This window comes from Roseibium denhamense, assembly GCF_009711415.1.
Taxonomy (GTDB): domain Bacteria; phylum Pseudomonadota; class Alphaproteobacteria; order Rhizobiales; family Stappiaceae; genus Roseibium; species Roseibium denhamense.
On the sequence record NZ_SMLZ01000116.1, the window covers coordinates 78,310 to 93,684 of the forward strand.

Annotated in this window: 13 protein-coding genes and 1 pseudogene; 11 read left to right on the forward strand and 3 right to left on the reverse strand. The window is 58.3% G+C overall.

All coding sequences use genetic code 11. The annotated features are described in order from the left end of the window. Positions 1 to 5 precede the first annotated feature (5 nt). The 4 genes and pseudogenes from E1180_RS20315 (at position 6) to E1180_RS20330 (ending at position 3,951) form a co-directional block, all read left to right on the forward strand. Positions 6 to 1,295: pseudogene (locus E1180_RS20315) on the forward strand (flavin-containing monooxygenase). A 27-nt stretch (positions 1,296 to 1,322) separates the two neighbouring features. Next, positions 1,323 to 2,225 (forward strand): bile acid:sodium symporter family protein, encoded by a 903-nt coding sequence (locus tag E1180_RS20320; protein ID WP_155194263.1) that lies wholly within the window; start codon positions 1,323 to 1,325, stop codon positions 2,223 to 2,225. Next, positions 2,222 to 3,151, forward strand: coding sequence for an SDR family oxidoreductase (locus E1180_RS20325; protein ID WP_155194265.1), 930 nt, complete (start codon positions 2,222 to 2,224; stop codon positions 3,149 to 3,151). The genes E1180_RS20320 and E1180_RS20325 overlap by 4 nt, the downstream gene beginning before the upstream one ends. Beyond that, positions 3,148 to 3,951 carry an SDR family NAD(P)-dependent oxidoreductase gene (locus E1180_RS20330; RefSeq protein ID WP_208997275.1) on the forward strand — a complete coding sequence of 268 codons (804 nt, stop codon included), beginning with the start codon at positions 3,148 to 3,150 and terminating at the stop codon, positions 3,949 to 3,951. The genes E1180_RS20325 and E1180_RS20330 overlap by 4 nt, the downstream gene beginning before the upstream one ends. A gap of 112 nt (positions 3,952 to 4,063) precedes the next feature. Here the strand turns inward: E1180_RS20330 and E1180_RS20335 are convergent, their stop codons facing one another. Beyond that, positions 4,064 to 5,011, reverse strand: coding sequence for an NAD(P)/FAD-dependent oxidoreductase (locus tag E1180_RS20335; RefSeq protein WP_208997276.1), 948 nt, complete (start codon positions 5,009 to 5,011; stop codon positions 4,064 to 4,066). Between the two features lie 132 nt (positions 5,012 to 5,143). Next, the gene (locus E1180_RS20340) at positions 5,144 to 5,359 is read right to left on the reverse strand and encodes a TIGR03643 family protein (protein ID WP_155194269.1); all 216 of its coding nucleotides are present in this window, start codon (positions 5,357 to 5,359) and stop codon (positions 5,144 to 5,146) included. Between the two features lie 547 nt (positions 5,360 to 5,906). On the opposite strand from E1180_RS20340, the gene E1180_RS20345 reads away from it, so the two are divergent. The 7 genes from E1180_RS20345 (at position 5,907) to E1180_RS20375 (ending at position 13,170) form a co-directional block, all read left to right on the forward strand. Then, positions 5,907 to 6,827 (forward strand): sugar ABC transporter substrate-binding protein, encoded by a 921-nt coding sequence (locus tag E1180_RS20345; RefSeq protein WP_155194271.1) that lies wholly within the window; start codon positions 5,907 to 5,909, stop codon positions 6,825 to 6,827. Positions 6,828 to 6,905: 78 nt separating this feature from the next. Continuing rightward, on the forward strand, positions 6,906 to 8,474 hold the full coding sequence (locus E1180_RS20350; RefSeq protein WP_155194273.1) for a sugar ABC transporter ATP-binding protein: 1,569 nt from the start codon (positions 6,906 to 6,908) through the stop codon (positions 8,472 to 8,474). After that, complete coding sequence (locus E1180_RS20355) at positions 8,471 to 9,469, forward strand: ABC transporter permease (RefSeq protein ID WP_155194275.1); 999 nt, start codon at positions 8,471 to 8,473, stop codon at positions 9,467 to 9,469. The genes E1180_RS20350 and E1180_RS20355 overlap by 4 nt, the downstream gene beginning before the upstream one ends. Beyond that, the gene (gene rbsD, locus E1180_RS20360) at positions 9,466 to 9,864 is read left to right on the forward strand and encodes a D-ribose pyranase (RefSeq protein ID WP_155194278.1); all 399 of its coding nucleotides are present in this window, start codon (positions 9,466 to 9,468) and stop codon (positions 9,862 to 9,864) included. Before E1180_RS20355 ends, rbsD begins: the two co-directional genes overlap by 4 nt. Then, on the forward strand, positions 9,861 to 10,787 hold the full coding sequence (locus E1180_RS20365; RefSeq protein WP_155194281.1) for a ribokinase: 927 nt from the start codon (positions 9,861 to 9,863) through the stop codon (positions 10,785 to 10,787). Before rbsD ends, E1180_RS20365 begins: the two co-directional genes overlap by 4 nt. A 176-nt stretch (positions 10,788 to 10,963) precedes the next feature. After that, positions 10,964 to 11,953 carry a LacI family DNA-binding transcriptional regulator gene (locus E1180_RS20370; RefSeq protein WP_155194283.1) on the forward strand — a complete coding sequence of 330 codons (990 nt, stop codon included), beginning with the start codon at positions 10,964 to 10,966 and terminating at the stop codon, positions 11,951 to 11,953. Between the two features lie 206 nt (positions 11,954 to 12,159). After that, complete coding sequence (locus E1180_RS20375) at positions 12,160 to 13,170, forward strand: LacI family DNA-binding transcriptional regulator (protein ID WP_155194285.1); 1,011 nt, start codon at positions 12,160 to 12,162, stop codon at positions 13,168 to 13,170. Positions 13,171 to 13,244: 74 nt separating this feature from the next. On the opposite strand, the gene E1180_RS20380 is transcribed toward E1180_RS20375, so the two are convergent. Then, positions 13,245 to 15,251: a metallophosphoesterase family protein gene (locus E1180_RS20380; RefSeq protein WP_155194288.1), complete on the reverse strand. Its 2,007-nt coding sequence runs from the start codon at positions 15,249 to 15,251 to the stop codon at positions 13,245 to 13,247. Positions 15,252 to 15,375: the final 124 nt, after the last annotated feature.

A 15,375-nucleotide genomic window follows, 5' to 3' on the forward strand; every position in this document is an offset into this window, starting at 1 on the left:
AGGTTATGAAGGAAAAGGTGATTCCGTTTCAGGGGTTTGAGCTGCACTCGGATGTGGGCGGCGTGTGGGACATTCGCGGACCACGGTCGACCATGTATGAAAGCGCGCATCTGATCTCGTCCAGGACGAAGACCGAATTCTCCGATTTTCCAATGCCCGCCGGGACACCGGACTATCCGTCCCATGCCGAAATGCTCCGGTATTTCCAGGACTTTGCGAAGGCCTACAACCTTTAAGAGAATTTCATCTTCGGGGCAAAGGTGCTGAAAACCGAGCCTATGGACGGGAACACGGCGGGCTGGAAGGTTGTCTGGCGCGACAGCGGCGGTGTCGACCGGGAAGACGTTTTCAATGGTGTTCTCATCGCAAACGGAACCCTGTCCACGCCCAACTTCCCGTCCTTTCAGGGCAAGTTCTCTGGCGAATTGATCCACGTGGCCGGCTATAAAACCGCCAGGCAGTTTGACGGAAAACGGGTGCTGATCGTGGGCGCTGGAAACTCCGGCTGTGATATTGCGGTCGATGCTGTCCATCACGCGAAAAGCGTCGAATTGTCGATGCGGCGGGGTTATTACTTCGTGCCGAAATACATGTTCGGCAAACCGGCGGACACGCTCTCCGGAACAAGCCGTCTGCCGATGTGGGCCCGCCGGAAGATCGATGGTATTGCGCTGAACTGGTTTGCAGGAAATGCCCAGCGTCTCGGCTTTCCAAAGCCCGGCTACAAGCTCTACGAAAGCCATCCGGTGGTGAATTCGCTGATCCTGTTCCATGCCGGTCACGGCGATATCAAGATCCGTCCGGACATTGACCGGATGGACGGCGAAACCGTCCATTACAAGGATGGCACCTCTGGCTGCTATGACATGATCGTAACGGCGACAGGTTATGTCCTGGATTATCCGTTCATCGACAAGGCCGAGCTGAATTGGGTGGGCGCTGCCCCTCACCTCTACCTCAATTGTATGCACCCTCAGCGGGATGACCTGTTTGTTCTGGGCATGCTGGAGGCAACGGGATTGGGCTGGCAGGGACGGCATGATCAGGCCGAACTGGTGGCGCACTATATAAAGGGCCTTGAGACCGGCAATCCGGAAGCGGACCGGATCCGGGCGCACAAGGCGCAGCGCTTTGAGCGCGAAACAGGCGGCGTCGACTATCTTGAGCTTGCCCGGATGGCCTATTACGTCGACAAGAAGGCCTATCTGAAAGCGGTCCATCAACGGATCAACGCGCTTAAAAACATCAAAGACGCGAACCTGCGAAGAGCATGCGGCCCCCAGGGCGGCGTCTGATGTCCTGCCCGCATCAGGGTCTGCGTCATGATTGATATTGACGCAGCTGTCCTCAACTTTGCCCCCGGTGCCTTCTGGCTTTTGAATGCCGTGCTTGCGATCGTCATGTTTTCCGTGGCGCTCGATATTCAGCCGGCAAATTTCCGGGCTGGCCTGCGGGCCCCCAAAGCCTTTGTAACGGGCCTTCTGTCTCAGTTTCTGGTATTGCCCGCCCTCACCTTCTTGCTGGTTTTGGTCGTGCAGCCGCGCGGCTCGGTCGCGCTCGGGCTAATCCTGGTGGCGGCCTGCCCAGGCGGAAACATCTCCAACTTCATCACGCACCGCGCCGGCGGCAACGCGGCATTGGCGATATCGCTGACGGCCTTCACCACGATCGGCGCAATCCTTTTGACGCCTTTGAACATCGCGTTTTGGGGAAGTCTCTATCCGCCTGCGCGGGATCTTCTGACAACCATCTATATAGATCCGGTGCAAGTCACCCTGACGGTCAGTTTGATGCTGATCGTTCCGCTGGCTGCCGGTATGGCGGTGAGCCACCGGCTCCCGGCCGTTTCTGACAAATTGCGGCGCCCAATGCAGCAACTGTCCATGGCGATTTATCTCGGATTTATCGTCGTTGCGCTTTATGCGAACTGGGATTTCCTGCTTGCTTTTGGCCCGGCCATCATTCCGCTGGTTGTCGTGCACAATGCCATTGCATTGTCCGGCGGATACCTGACCGCAACGCTTGCGGGGCTTGCCCCCTACGACCGCCGTGCAATCTCGATAGAAACCGGCATCCAGAATTCCGGGCTGGGCCTCGCGCTGATCTTTTCGTTTTTTCATGGCCTTGGCGGGATGGCGATCGTGGCCGCCTTTTGGGGTGTGTGGCACGCGATTTCCGGCTTGACGATAGCGAAGGTGTTTGCCCGCACGGAGGCGGCAAGATGAGCCGTATTCTGATTACGGGCGCAGCCGGCATGGTCGGACGGCGGCTTGTCAGCCTATTGGCGCAGGGTGGCCACGATGTTCTGGTGACCGATATTGCAAAACCCTCCGATCTCCCGGACGGCATCCGGTTCTTGCCCATGGATGTTACTGGAGCGGACCCGGCGCACATTCTGCCCGGCGAATGTCCGGATGCCGTCATCCATCTTGCCTCGGTTCTTGAGCCCAAAAACCGAGAACTCGCCTATAAGGTCGATGTTACGGGGACGCGCAACGTTCTGTCCGCCTGCCTCACTGCCAAGGTCAAACGGCTGGTGGTGACCTCCTCCGGCGCCGCCTATGGTTATCACGCGGACAATGCTGCCTGGTTGCGCGAGAGCGACCCGGTGCGCGGAAATCCGGAGTTTCCCTATTCGGATCACAAGCGCCAGGTCGAAATGCTTCTGGCGGCTGCCCGCCGGGAAACGCCGCACCTCGAACAGGTTGTTCTGAGGGTATGCACCGTTTTGGGAGCTGGTGTTGAGAACCAGATCACGTCCCTTTTCCGCCGGCCCCGCCTGATCGCTTTAAATGGCAGCGCCAGTCCGTTCGTATTCATCTGGACCGAGGATCTAGCCCGCATTCTGGAGCGGGCGGCGACGGACGGCCCGCCGGGTACGTTTAACGTGGCCGGTGATGGTGCCCTGTCCATGGCGGACCTTGCCGATATTCTTGGAAAGCCCTTGATCCGCCTTCCGGCCTGGCTGGTCAAAACAGCACTGGCGGTCGCAAAGCCTCTGGGCCTGTCAAGATTCGGTCCGGAGCAGGTGCGGTTTTTGCAGTACCGCCCGGTCCTGGACAACCAGGCCCTTAAAACACGCTTCGGCTACACGCCGGCCCTGTCCAGCGCAGAAGTCTTTGAACTCTGGCGGAAGGAGGCAGGGCTTTGACAAAGACGGCGATCATATCGGGTGGCGCGGGCGGCCTCGGCAAAGCTTTTGGAGCCAAACTCAGAGACCATGGCTGGTTCGTCGTGGCGCTGGATTTGCCGGGCCCCGAACTGCATCAGTTGCGGGATCTGCCGCGGACCTGCGCCATTGGCTGCGATATCACCGATGGTGTTCAACTTGCCGAAACCGCGGTTTCACTCCGCGAAGCGCGGCCCAGCATCGACATGGTGGTCTACAACGCGGGCATCACGCATATCGGCCCTTTTGCGGAGCAGTTGACCGAAGATCACCGCCGGGTGTTCGAGGTCAATTACTTTGCCGCTGTCGCAATGGCTGGCCTGTTCGGACCGGATATCCGCCGGTCCCGGGGAACGCATCTCGCCATTTCGTCGGTGGCAGGCTTCAGTCCCCTTGCCTATCGCACCGCCTATGCGGCCAGCAAACATGCACTGGAGGGCTTTTTCAGCTCACTTCGCTCCGAGGAACGGCCCCACGGTGTGTCCTGTCTCATCGCCGCGCCCAGTTTCATCGCGACCAATCCGGGAACGCCATCCAGTGGTCTTGCCCGTCCGGGCGCTGCAAAGGATGCAATCGACAGCGTAACTCCCGGGCAGGCGGCCGAAGAACTCTACCGGGGTCTTGCCGCCAAGCGTGATTTCATCCCGATCGGCCGGGTGGCGCGGGCGTCCAACTTGCTGAACCGCTTGTCGCCGGCACTCTTCCAGCGCTTGATGGAGCGACGGATCCTCAAGACATCTGCGATCCGGTCAGAACCCTTGCAGGACCCAAATCCGCATTGATTTTTGACGCCTTCCAAGGTGCGACGCCGCCGCCGCGCGGGACGGGAAGCCGGACAAGGCCAACACCAGGTGTTTTTTCAATCAGGAAGGGCACCGGCGCATTTTCAAAGGATCACGCCAATTGCCGGAGCACGTCTTCGGCAATGGCGGTTCCGCTTTGCCAAGCGGCCTCGACCCTTGCCCCAAGGCACCAGTCTCCGCCGAAATAGAGCGTCGCCTCGGCGTTGTTGAGAAAGGGCGATCCGAGCGGCGTTTCGGTCTTAGCGTAGAGCCATCGATGGGCAGCTGCATGATGGGCCGATCCTGGATCGACCGACAGCGTGTCAGACAGGGCTTTTAGAAGAAGTGTCTCAACATCTGCCCGGTCATGGTCGAGATGATCCTTGCTCCACTCGGGGCTTGCCTGCGCCACGAACGCGGCCGTGTCCGCCCTGCCCGGTTTGGACGCTTCGCGAGATATCCAGGCAAGAACGCCGGACGGGTCGCGCCGGCTGGCCCACGTCACGTCCGGCGGCTGCGTGAATGCGGCCATCAACGTCCAGCACGGCAACAACCGCACATGCGCGATCTGGCGCGCAAGGGGGTGATCGCCGCCGAGCAGGTCAACGGTTTGGGGCGCTGGGGCGGTGACAATCAGCACGTCGAACACGAAACTGTCGGAACCCGCAAAAACGGTCCAGCCGTTGCCGTGAGCTTCGATCCTGTCGGCTTTTGTTTCCCGGCGGATATCGAGCCCCTCCGCAAGGGCCTTCGCCAGCGCATTCATCGATGGAACGCCGGTGAAGGCTGTTTGACCCTCCATAACCCATTCCGCAGCCTCGCCGTTGTCGCAAAGACTATTGAGCGTTGCGATGAACCCGTCAGACCTGGCCGTGACATATTGCGCGCCATGGTCAAACGAAAGACCGCCCGGAGCGCGGCGTGTTGCCAAGCGTCCGCCAACGCCCCTTCCCTTGTCGAGAAGAGTGGGCGATACGCCTGATGCGGCCAGACTGCGGGCGCAGGCAAGACCGGCCATGCCGGCCCCGATGATGCCAATTCGCGGTTTACTCATCGACATTTTAAGGTCTTTTTCTGAAGGAATTTCATGGAGTTATTCAGGTCCTGCCGGGGTTTTCCAGGCGGCGATCATAGGTTTGGAGTGCGGTCTCACAAAAAAAGGCCCGCTTGTCCCGGAAAGTCTTTAGGCTTTTCACTTGTAATGTGCCCGCCTGTCCCCGAAGTCCCGGACGCGCTTGCGCCAGGCCCGGTAGCTTCCCGGTTTCAGGTTCGAGCGCATCAGCTCTTTGACCTGCGGCTCGCTCAATCCGTATTCCCGCTGAATAACGTCGAAACTGACATGATCTGAAAGCGCCATCTGCACGATGTCGCTCACATGGGCGCTGGAAAGGTCTGGTGTTTTCTTCATACGATAACGAGATAGCGGTCACGCCCTTCCCCGCAAGGGTGGTTTCAGATCTGAGCCCGGTCCGCGGCCAATTCCAGGGGTCATATTTTCGACGACCGGGTAAGTCAGGCTTGGATCATCTCAATGCGGGCTGTGTGATCATGAATGGCCCTCCGAAGGTCAATGGCGGTGTGGTCACTTGACAAGACGATGCGGTTTTCTTGGGTCAGCTTCATGTCCCCATGTCCGTTTCTTGTGGTCTTCCGGCCGGCCTATGCGCCTGTAGACTAGCCGGTTGCCTTCCGGCATATCCATAAAATCCGGCCCGACCGGGCCTTCTTCACAAAAATAATTGGAGGTCCTGCCTCAGTTGTCGTCAGTCCCGAAGCGTTTGTATCTGCACTTCTATTTTTGATGCTGCAGCGCACCTGGCTCAGCAAAAAATGAATGCATTCAAAAAAATGAAACGTTTCATATTGACGGACCTGCCCGCACGTGTATTCAAATAGATCAACCTTGGCCACCTGCGGAAAGCGGTGGGAGGTGAGACCTTTTTGGGAGGAAAATCATGAAGTTATTGAAGATCGCCGCTGGCGCGGTGAGCGGCCTTGCTATGCTTGCCGGGACCGCGATGGCAGATGACAAGCCTGTGGTTGGCCTGATCATGAAATCGCTCGCCAACGAGTTTTTTCAGAACATGATGGTGGGCGCGCAAGCGCACCAGGAAAAGCGCGGCGACTACGAACTTCTCGCGGTCGGCATGCAGAACGAGACCGATTTTGAATCCCAGATCAATGCGGTCGAGAATTTCATCACCCAAGGTGTCGACGCCATTGTGGTCGCGCCTGCCGACAGCCGGGCCATGGTCCGGCCATTGAAGAAGGCGATGGATGCCGGGATCGTTGTGGTGAACTTCGATGTCGCGCTGGATGAAGATGCGAAGAAACAACGCGGCGTTGAACTGGCCTTTGTTGGTCCGGACAACCGCGGTGGTGCCAAGCTTGCCGGTGATGCGCTCGGCGAAAAACTCGGCGAAGGCGGTAAGGTCGTCATCATCGAGGGCAATCCGGGGGCGGATAATGCCACTCAGCGCCGTCTCGGTTTTGAAGACTCCGTTGCTGAGTTCAAGCTCGACCTGCTCGACAGCCGCACGGCTCATTGGGAAACCGAAGAGGCCAATTCGGTCTTCTCCAATATGCTGACGGCCCATCCGGACATTCAAGGCGTTATGGCTGCCAACGATTCCATGGCGATTGGTGTCGTCAAGGCACTGGAAAGTGCCGGCCGCGATGACATTCTCGTCGTTGGCTTTGACAACATCCCGGCTGTTGGCCCGATGATCGAAGACGGCCGGATGCTGGCGACCGTTGACCAGTTCGGCACAGACATGGCGGCCAATGCCATCGATCTGGCACTGGAAGTCGTACAGGGCGGACCTGAGCTTGAGGGCTGGGTCAAGACGCCGATTGAATTGGTAACAGCGAACTAACCGCCGTTTCCATACGCCCCCGTCTGATCAGCCTTTGGGCGGGGGCCCCTCTTCTCTTTCATTAAAACGAGACGGATCATGGCAGCAGCAGCACCCGGCGCGGCGCCTTTACCAACGCATGGCAGTGCTTTTCTCTCCGTCGACGGACTGAAAAAGTACTTTGGCGGCGTCAAAGCGCTCGACGGCGTCAGTTTTTCCCTTGAACAGGGGGAAGTTCATGCGCTTGTTGGAGAAAATGGCGCAGGCAAGTCGACGCTGATCAAGATCTTGTCCGGTGCGTTTCCATACGATTCCGGTGACATCCTCTTGGATGGCAGCGTCTACAATCCCGCCAGCCCCCATGAGGCAAAACAGCATGGTGTTCAGGTAGTCCATCAGGAATTCAACCTGCTTGATCATCTGAGTATCGCCGAAAACATCTCGATCGAAAAACTGCCCAGGACCCGCCTTGGCCTGTTGGACCGCAAGGAATTGAACAGACGGGCGGTAAAAGCGCTCAAGGCGATTGGGCTTGATGACATCGATGTGCGCGCGCCGATCAGTTCCTTGGGAATTGCGCACAAGCAGCTCGTGGAAATCGCCCGTGCCTTGCAGTCTAAGAGCCGAATTCTCATTCTGGACGAACCAACGGCGACCCTTACAAAACGGGAAACCGAGCGGCTCTTCGAAATCGTGGAGGCCATCAAGGCGGATGGAGTCACCGTCGTCTTCGTGTCGCATCACCTGGATGAAGTCTTCCGGATTTGTGACCGGGTAACCGTCTTTAGAAACGGCAAGACAATTGCGACGGACCTGATCGCGCAGACATCGCCGGAAGGTGTCGTTCAGCGCATGGTCGGACGGCGCCTGGAAGCTGAAATCAAGGAAGAGCACCAGGACGTTCATCAGCAGGATGTCGCGCTCCGGCTTGACGATTTGCGGACAGCGGCCAATCCCAAAGACCGGGGTGTTACATTTGACCTCCACTACGGCGAAATCGTTGGCATTGCCGGACTTGTCGGAGCGGGCCGGACGGAGATCCTGCGCGGGATTTTCGGAATGGATCCGGTTCAGTCGGGCCGCATTTTCCGCGATGGCCAGGAGATCCGCTTTTCCGGTCCACGGGACGCGATTGCAAGCAGTCTCGGGTTCGTGACCGAGGACCGCAAGGGCGAAGGCCTTGTCCTCGATATGCCGATTGCCGCCAACACATCCATGGCGAATATGGATGCCGTTTCAAAGCTTGGGCTCTTGCAGTTTCCCGCCGAGAACCGGCAGGCGCGTGAGGCCGGTGCGCGTCTCAAGCTCAAATACGGAAAGACGTCCGATCCGGTTTCCAGCCTGTCCGGGGGAAACCAGCAAAAGGTTGTCCTGGCCAAGTGGCTCGTCCGCAACCCGCGGGTTCTGCTTCTGGACGAGCCGACCCGGGGCGTCGATGTGGGGGCCAAGGCGGAAATCTACGCAATCTTGAAGGGACTGGCGCGCGAAGGCGTGGCGCTGCTCGTTGTTTCCTCGGAAATGCCGGAACTCATGACCTTGTCCGACCGTATCCTCGTCCTTGCAGATCATGAAATTCAAGGGGAGCTCAAGCGCCCCGACTTCTCAGAAGAAAACATCCTTAACCTGGCATATGGCCGTGCAAACGCCGCCGGAGGACAAGCTCAATGACAACTCAAACCCTTTCCGAAAGCGGCCGGTCAACGCCGCAACTGTCGTTGCGGACGGTCTTGCACAATGCAGGCATCGGCCTCGCGCTTCTGGCGTTGATCGTGTTCTTTTCCGTTTTCACGGAACACTTTCTGACCCCGAACAACATCACCAATATCCTGACGCAGATCACGATCAATCTCGTTCTTGCGGTTGGAATGACATTCGTCATTCTGGTCGGCGGGATCGATCTGTCCGTCGGTTCGGTCATGGCCTTTGCTGCCGTGGTGGCGGGCAAGGCGATTACCTTGCCGGGTTTCGGACCTGCCGAGGCCATTGCGCTTGCGGTTGTGGCCGCCACCATGACCGGTGTTCTGTGCGGAGTGTTCAATGGTGTGATCAGCGCCTATTGGGCCCTGCCCTCCTTCATCATCACCCTCGGCATGCTCAACATTGCCCGCGGTGCCGCGCTTCAAGTGTCGGATGCGCAGACGATCTATTCGTTTCCGCTTGCCTTTGAGGAATTCGGCTCCGCGATGATCTACGGCGTCCCCGTCGTTTTCCTCGTCGCGCTGCTGCTGGTGTTTGTGGCCTGGTTCATTTTGAACTTCACCGTTTTCGGCCGGATTCTCTATGGGATCGGGAACAATGAAGAAGCAGTGCGCCTCGCCGGACATTCCGTATTCCGCTACAAGGTTGCTGCCTTCACGATTTGCGGATTTACTGCCGGGATCGCGGCAATCGTCTACATGGCCCGCTTGAACATCTCTAGCCCAATTGCCGGAATCGGATTTGAACTGAACGCAATTGCCGCTGTTATCATCGGCGGTACAAGCCTCAGCGGGGGCCGCGGCTCCGTGATTGGCACGTTGCTGGGCGCTGTCATCATCGGCGTTCTCGCCAACGGTCTTATTCTGATTGGCCTGAGCGACTTCATGCGCCAGATGATTACCGGCGTCGTCATCGTCTTTGCGGTCATCCTTGACCATTACCGCGCAAAGTATGCGGCCAAATGAAACGCGGCATCTTGTTGAACCGGCATCTGAGCGCCCTGGTCGCGGCGCTCGGGCATATGGATGAAATCGTCGTGGCCGACGCCGGCCTGCCCGTCCCTTCCGGTACTCCGGTCATCGATTTGGCTGTTATGGCGGGTGTGCCAAGCCTCAAGGACGTTCTGGCCGCGCTGCGCAGCGAATTGGCCGTGGAAGCTGCGGTCTATGCGCAGGAAGCGGCTGAGAATGTTGAACGGATGATGCTGGAAGAGCTGGAGGCTTGGCCATCGGCGGTCTCGGTTTCCAAGATCGATCATGAGGGCTTGAAAGCGCGGACAGCCAAGGCGCGTGCCGTTATCCGCACGGGCGAAACCACGCCTTATGCAAATCTTATCTTGATCAGTGGGGTTGCGTTTTGAGCCCGGTAACCGTCTTCGGAAGCATTAATGTTGACCTGGTGAACTATCTCGACCGCTGGCCGGCCGTTGGTGAAACGGTGGCCGTCAAGGACAGTGCAAGCGCACTTGGCGGCAAAGGGGCCAACCAGGCGGTGGCAGCGACCCGAATGGGGGCCGATGTCACACTCATCGGCGCGGTCGGCGGGGACAGTTTCGGGCAACTGGCTGAACAGCAGCTTGCCGGGTTCGGCGTGAAGTGTGACTTGTTCCGGTTCCGCAAGACGGCCACCGGAACCGCGTTCATCGATGTCGGGCCGGATGGAGATAACATCATCCGTCTGGCACGGGGCGCAAATGATGCGATCACGGCAGAAGATGTCCGCAAGCATAAAGGCAAATTGGCCGCCAGCAGTGTTTTGCTTCTTCAAAACGAAGTCGGGCTGACTGCCAGCATAGAAGCGGCGCGGCTCGCCAAGGCCGGAGGCGCATTGGTCATCATGGATCCGGCCCCTGCCCCGGACATTCCATGGGGCACGGACAGTCTTGCGGCATTTGATGTCATCACGCCCAACGCCAGCGAAACCGGCGGCCTGCTGGGCGCGGTCCCCCAGACGCTCGCAGAAGCCCTGGAGGCTGCACAAGAACTTTCCAAGCGCGGATTGCGCGGCGCTATTATCACCATGGGCGGCGACGGTGTTGCCTGGTGGCTTGATGGTGATAGCGGCGCTCTTCCAGCGCCTCGCGTGGACAGTGTTGATACCGTTGCGGCCGGAGATTGCTTTAATGGTGCGCTTGCAAGCGAGCTGGCGGACGGCAAACCGGTCCGGGATGCAATCGGTTTCGCAATGAGAGCCGCTGCTGTCGCGACGACCCGAATGGGCGCTGCAGCCTCTCTGCCCACGCGGGATGAAATCGCCCGCTTTTATGCCGCCGTCCCTGCCTAGGTGAGGTTATTTGAACGGGCCCTGCTTTTGGCTCACTTTCCATCCCTCTGAAACAGCGGATATCTTTTCGCATTTGCAAAAAGATGTTGGCGGCTCCGGACATCACGCTGGCTTGATTGTTGTCCGCTGGAGTGGTTGATAGTCTCACGGACCGGCCGTAAGGAGACTGACGACATATGCCAACGATTAAAGACGTCGCCAAAAAGGCAGAGGTTTCCGTTGGCACGGTCTCCAGGGTTTTGGCCGGCAACGCGACTGTCAAGCAACCTCTCCAGCAGAGGGTTCTGGCGGCCATGGAAGAGCTTGATTACAAGCCGAACCGTGCCGCGCGCGCCTTGCGGACCAACAGCATCGATGTGGTCGGACTGATCGTCCCGGATATTACCAATCCGTTCTTCGCCCAGCTGGCAAAAGACATCGAAATGGCGGCGGCCAAACGTGGGCATTCGGTCATGCTGGCCAACTCTCATGACGACCCGCAAGTGGAACGCACCCAGATCGCTGCTTTTCAGGACCGCTCCGTATGCGGGATCTTGATTGCGGCTGCCTCAGACGGGCATGTTCCGTCTGACACAGACATTCCTGTGATGTCGGTTGACCGCCGGTTCGGGTCTCATCCGTTGATCGCGACCGATCATTTTGAAAGTTCTGGAAAGATCGCGGATCACCTGTTCAAGCTCGGTCACCGGCGTATTACCTATATCGCCGGTCCGGACAGCATGGAGGTCGCGCGTGCCCGGCGTGATGGTTTCATGGCACGCATCAAGACGCTGTCGACCCACGAAGACCCGATCGACCTGAATGTCGTTCAAGCACAGTTTGACTATGATTCCGGCGAGATGACTGGCCGCAAACTGCTGCAAAATCTTGCCGAGGACAAGAGACCCACCGCGATTGCCGCCGCCAACGACCAGCTAGCGATTGGCGTGTTACGCAGTGCAAGAGACCTTGGCATCCATGTGCCTCAGGAGCTATCGGTCACAGGGTTTGACGACATCAATCTCGCCTCTCTTGTGGTACCAAGACTAACAACACTGCGCCAGCCGACGGAAGACATTGCCGCAAACGCGCTTCAAAAAATCTTTGCTGAAATTTGGGACGGCAGCGATCTTGCCATTCCTGGCGCACTTATCATCCGGGAATCCACGGCGCCTGTGAGAAAGTGAGACAATAAGGACCGGGGGCAATCCGACGATTCGTTTGCTTATGCCGGTTTGACGGTGCAGCAATCAAAGGCGTTTAAACCCTGCGTAATATTCGCAATGAAACCTCTGAATTTTACCAGTGCTATAACTTAAGGACTTCTTTTTCTTGATTGACAGCCGATTGAATGTTTCAAGTTTAAGAAATCAGACGGCGAGAGCGATTGGGTATGCCGACAATCAAAGACGTGGCCCGGACGGCCGGCGTATCCGTTAGCACGGTTTTCAAGGTGCTTGCGGACAACGACAGTGTGATCGATCAGCTGCGGCAGCAGGTTCTCGCTGCCATGGAAGAACTTGACTTCGATCCCGGGCTTCTGGCGGCGGGACACCGGAACCAGAACATTGATGTCATCGGATTGATCGTTCCGGACATCACCAACCCGTTTTTTGCGCAGCTCGCCAAGTATATTGAAATGGAGGCAGTTACGCGCGGCCTGTCTGTGATGCTGGCAAACTCCCACCATGATGCGGATGCGGAACGGACGCAGGTCCGGGCATTGCAGGACCGGGCGGTATCCGGCGTCATCGTCGTTGCCAGCTCTGATGACAGCCAGCCGTTTGACACGGATCTGCCGATTGTTTCTCTCGACCGCCGGTACTTGAGCCACCCGCTGGTGACAACGGATCAAAAGGACGGTGCGCGGCGTGTTGCTGATCATCTTCATTCGATCGGACATCGCCGGATTGCCTATATCGCCGGTCCGGAGCATATGGAAGTTGCGCGTGACCGGCGGGCCGGATTTGTTGGACGGATTACCGAACTGTCTACGCCGGGTGACCCGATTGATATTGTCGTCCAGCATGGCCAGTTCGATTTTGACGCTGGCGAAGAGATCGGGAGACGGTTCTTGGACAAGGAACCGGCCTTGCGGCCAACAGCAATCGCAACTGCCAGCGATCAGCAGGCCATCGGTGTCTTGAGATGTGCACGGGATATCGGAATTTCCGTGCCGAAACAGCTTTCTGTCGCCGGTTTTGATGATATCGAGCTTGCCTCCCTGGTCGTGCCGCGGCTGACAACACTGCGGCAGCCAATCGAAGACCTGGCATCCAGAGCGCTCGACCGGTTGCTGTCGTCGCAGTCGGACCAGAAAGACTTTTCCATTCGTGGATCCCTAGTTGTCCGTGAGTCGACCGCGCCGCAAACCAATCAGCTCGACAAGAGTGATGCGGCATGACAGAAGCCCATCCGGGCCGCCGAATAAACCCCTAAGATGACCGTCAAGACACGAAAACCGGTCAGGTAAGGCTGCTAATCAAGCCGCGCTTCCTCTTCCCTGCGTTCAAAGGGAAAGCTCTTGCCGTCAGAGGTGATCTGGCGGATCCGCGTTGGCGCTCCCTCGTCGTCAAGTTCGACAAGACCGATACCGGCGGCGTTCAGGATCCGGTGCCCATGGGGCGTCCCGACAGGTTTGCGGGGCACAATCCGCATGCCGCGCCTCTTGGTCAGCCAATTGAGCGGTGACCTTGGCGAGAAAGCCCAGCGGTTACCTTGATCGAGCAATGAAATTAGGCGGTCCGGCCATTTGTTCTTGATGCCGCTGGAGCAGATCTGCCAGATCTCGGGGTTTTCTCCAGATACGCCATTGCGTGCCGTCCGCCCGTTCCTCAGCTCAACATCGTAAACAAAAGAATAATGCACATCCCCGGACAGGATCACGAAGTGGCGTGGCGTGTTGCGGTGCTGGAAGATGTTGAGGATCGCGCTGGCAGTGCCTGGATGAGCCATCCAGTACTCGGCATCCACCATAAGGGGTTTTCCGATGACCGTGAAAAATTTCTGTACTGCCTCAATCAGCTTTACCCCGAAAATCGGGGCAGCCGATACCAGAAGGACAGCATCCTTGCCCCGCAATTTCGCTTGAAGATCGGTCGCAGCTTCCCAGTCCAGCAGTCCGGAGGGATAGTGGCCGTTGCGCTCTGACCGCCAGCGCCGCGTCCGGGTATCCAGCGCGATCAAAGGGGGATCTGTCGGCCATTCAAAATCCCACCCCTCATAGTCCAGGATGGTATCGATGGCGTCCTCATGATCCTGCGACCCCGGGGCGGACAAGGCCGCCGCAAATGCCGGTCTCAAGTCCGTCAGGATTTTTTGCGGCCGGTTGCCCCAACCCTGGTTTATGCCATAGGCAATCAGGGCATTTCCGATGACCCGGCGTGACAAGGGATGACCGTAGGCGGCATCTTCCCAGGCGAGCGACAGGTTCCAGTCATCGGTCACGTCATGATCATCAAAGATCATGGCGGTGGGCAAATGAGCGAGAAGCCGGCGCACTCTCGGCAAGCTTGTCCTGAATTCTGTGATCGCCCTTTCTTCCCGCTCATACATGGCCCGGTCCTTCTCGGACAACGTGGCGGGAGCGGTCAGTTCAGGGATCAGCTTCCAAGCTTCCGGAGACCACACTAGCAGATACATGGCGAGCATTTCGCCAAGTGTTATCAGGTGGTTGCGGGCATGCGCCGAGGTGAAGATCGGTTTGCTTGTACCGCCGAAAAGAACATCGAAGACAGATGCGTTTTGATCAATCTTGGGAAGCAGGTCGTCCCGGTGATAGAGGCAGCCGCCACTTGTGCGCAGGGCCGATCCGCTATCTGGCAGACCGTCCTGAGTGCCATGGAAGGCTTCATCGGGAAGGCCAAGCACTTCTGTCAGATGCATGATTGCCTGCAGCATGGGGCCGGCAACGTCATCGACGTATACCTGGTCGCCGCTCAGGACGAGTAGTTCAGGCAGGATGTGAGGGGTATCGGGCATGGATGAGCCGGAAGCAATTGCATCGGCAACGACCTGATCGGCCGCCACTAGCCCGTCCAGGCATTTGCTGTGCGGTTTGCGGCAGGAGCCGTGCATCACCGAGGAAACCTTGCGGGGAACCCGCAGGAACGGCGTTTGCCGGTCCGGATAACACAGGTCCGGCGCCCAGTGCGTATGATCCTGCCACCCGTCCTCGGGCGCGTCATCCATCAACAGGCTAATCCGATAGCCGATCAGCGTTTCCTGGGGAAGATCAGCCTCAAGCGCAAGGTCAATCAGGAGATAACAAAGGTTTTCGCCTGCCTTCAGACACGCAAGCCCGGTACTGCTTGAATCAAACTCGTAAACCAGTTCCGGAGAGTCTGGAGGCATCAATTCGATGCGGACCCGTGCCGGCGCGCGTGCTGCGAGCCAAAAGGTCAGGCGATCCGGCAGGGTCCGGCGCACAACCGGCCCAGCCAAGACCGCTGGCACTTGTGGAAGAGACGCGTCTGCGGTTGGCATCCAGCGGAATGTCCTTGTTTTCCAAAATACTTGTTGTGGCAATAACGCCGGAACCCGGGATGTGGTTCATTCCGCCTGAATATCAACACGCAATGCCGGGCCGTCAGCCGGGCTACAGTGACGC

Coding starts and splice junctions, on each gene's coding strand:
- E1180_RS20340 (WP_155194269.1), bottom strand. CDS start 5,359: ATGAAGAAAACACCAGACCTTTCCAGCGCCCATGTGAGCGACATCGTG.
- E1180_RS20335 (WP_208997276.1), bottom strand. CDS start 5,011: ATGTCGATGAGTAAACCGCGAATTGGCATCATCGGGGCCGGCATGGCC.
- E1180_RS20375 (WP_155194285.1), top strand. CDS start 12,160: ATGCCGACAATCAAAGACGTGGCCCGGACGGCCGGCGTATCCGTTAGC.
- E1180_RS20345 (WP_155194271.1), top strand. CDS start 5,907: ATGAAGTTATTGAAGATCGCCGCTGGCGCGGTGAGCGGCCTTGCTATG.
- E1180_RS20325 (WP_155194265.1), top strand. CDS start 2,222: ATGAGCCGTATTCTGATTACGGGCGCAGCCGGCATGGTCGGACGGCGG.
- rbsD (WP_155194278.1), top strand. CDS start 9,466: ATGAAACGCGGCATCTTGTTGAACCGGCATCTGAGCGCCCTGGTCGCG.
- E1180_RS20370 (WP_155194283.1), top strand. CDS start 10,964: ATGCCAACGATTAAAGACGTCGCCAAAAAGGCAGAGGTTTCCGTTGGC.
- E1180_RS20320 (WP_155194263.1), top strand. CDS start 1,323: ATGATTGATATTGACGCAGCTGTCCTCAACTTTGCCCCCGGTGCCTTC.
- E1180_RS20355 (WP_155194275.1), top strand. CDS start 8,471: ATGACAACTCAAACCCTTTCCGAAAGCGGCCGGTCAACGCCGCAACTG.
- E1180_RS20350 (WP_155194273.1), top strand. CDS start 6,906: ATGGCAGCAGCAGCACCCGGCGCGGCGCCTTTACCAACGCATGGCAGT.
- E1180_RS20380 (WP_155194288.1), bottom strand. CDS start 15,251: ATGCCAACCGCAGACGCGTCTCTTCCACAAGTGCCAGCGGTCTTGGCT.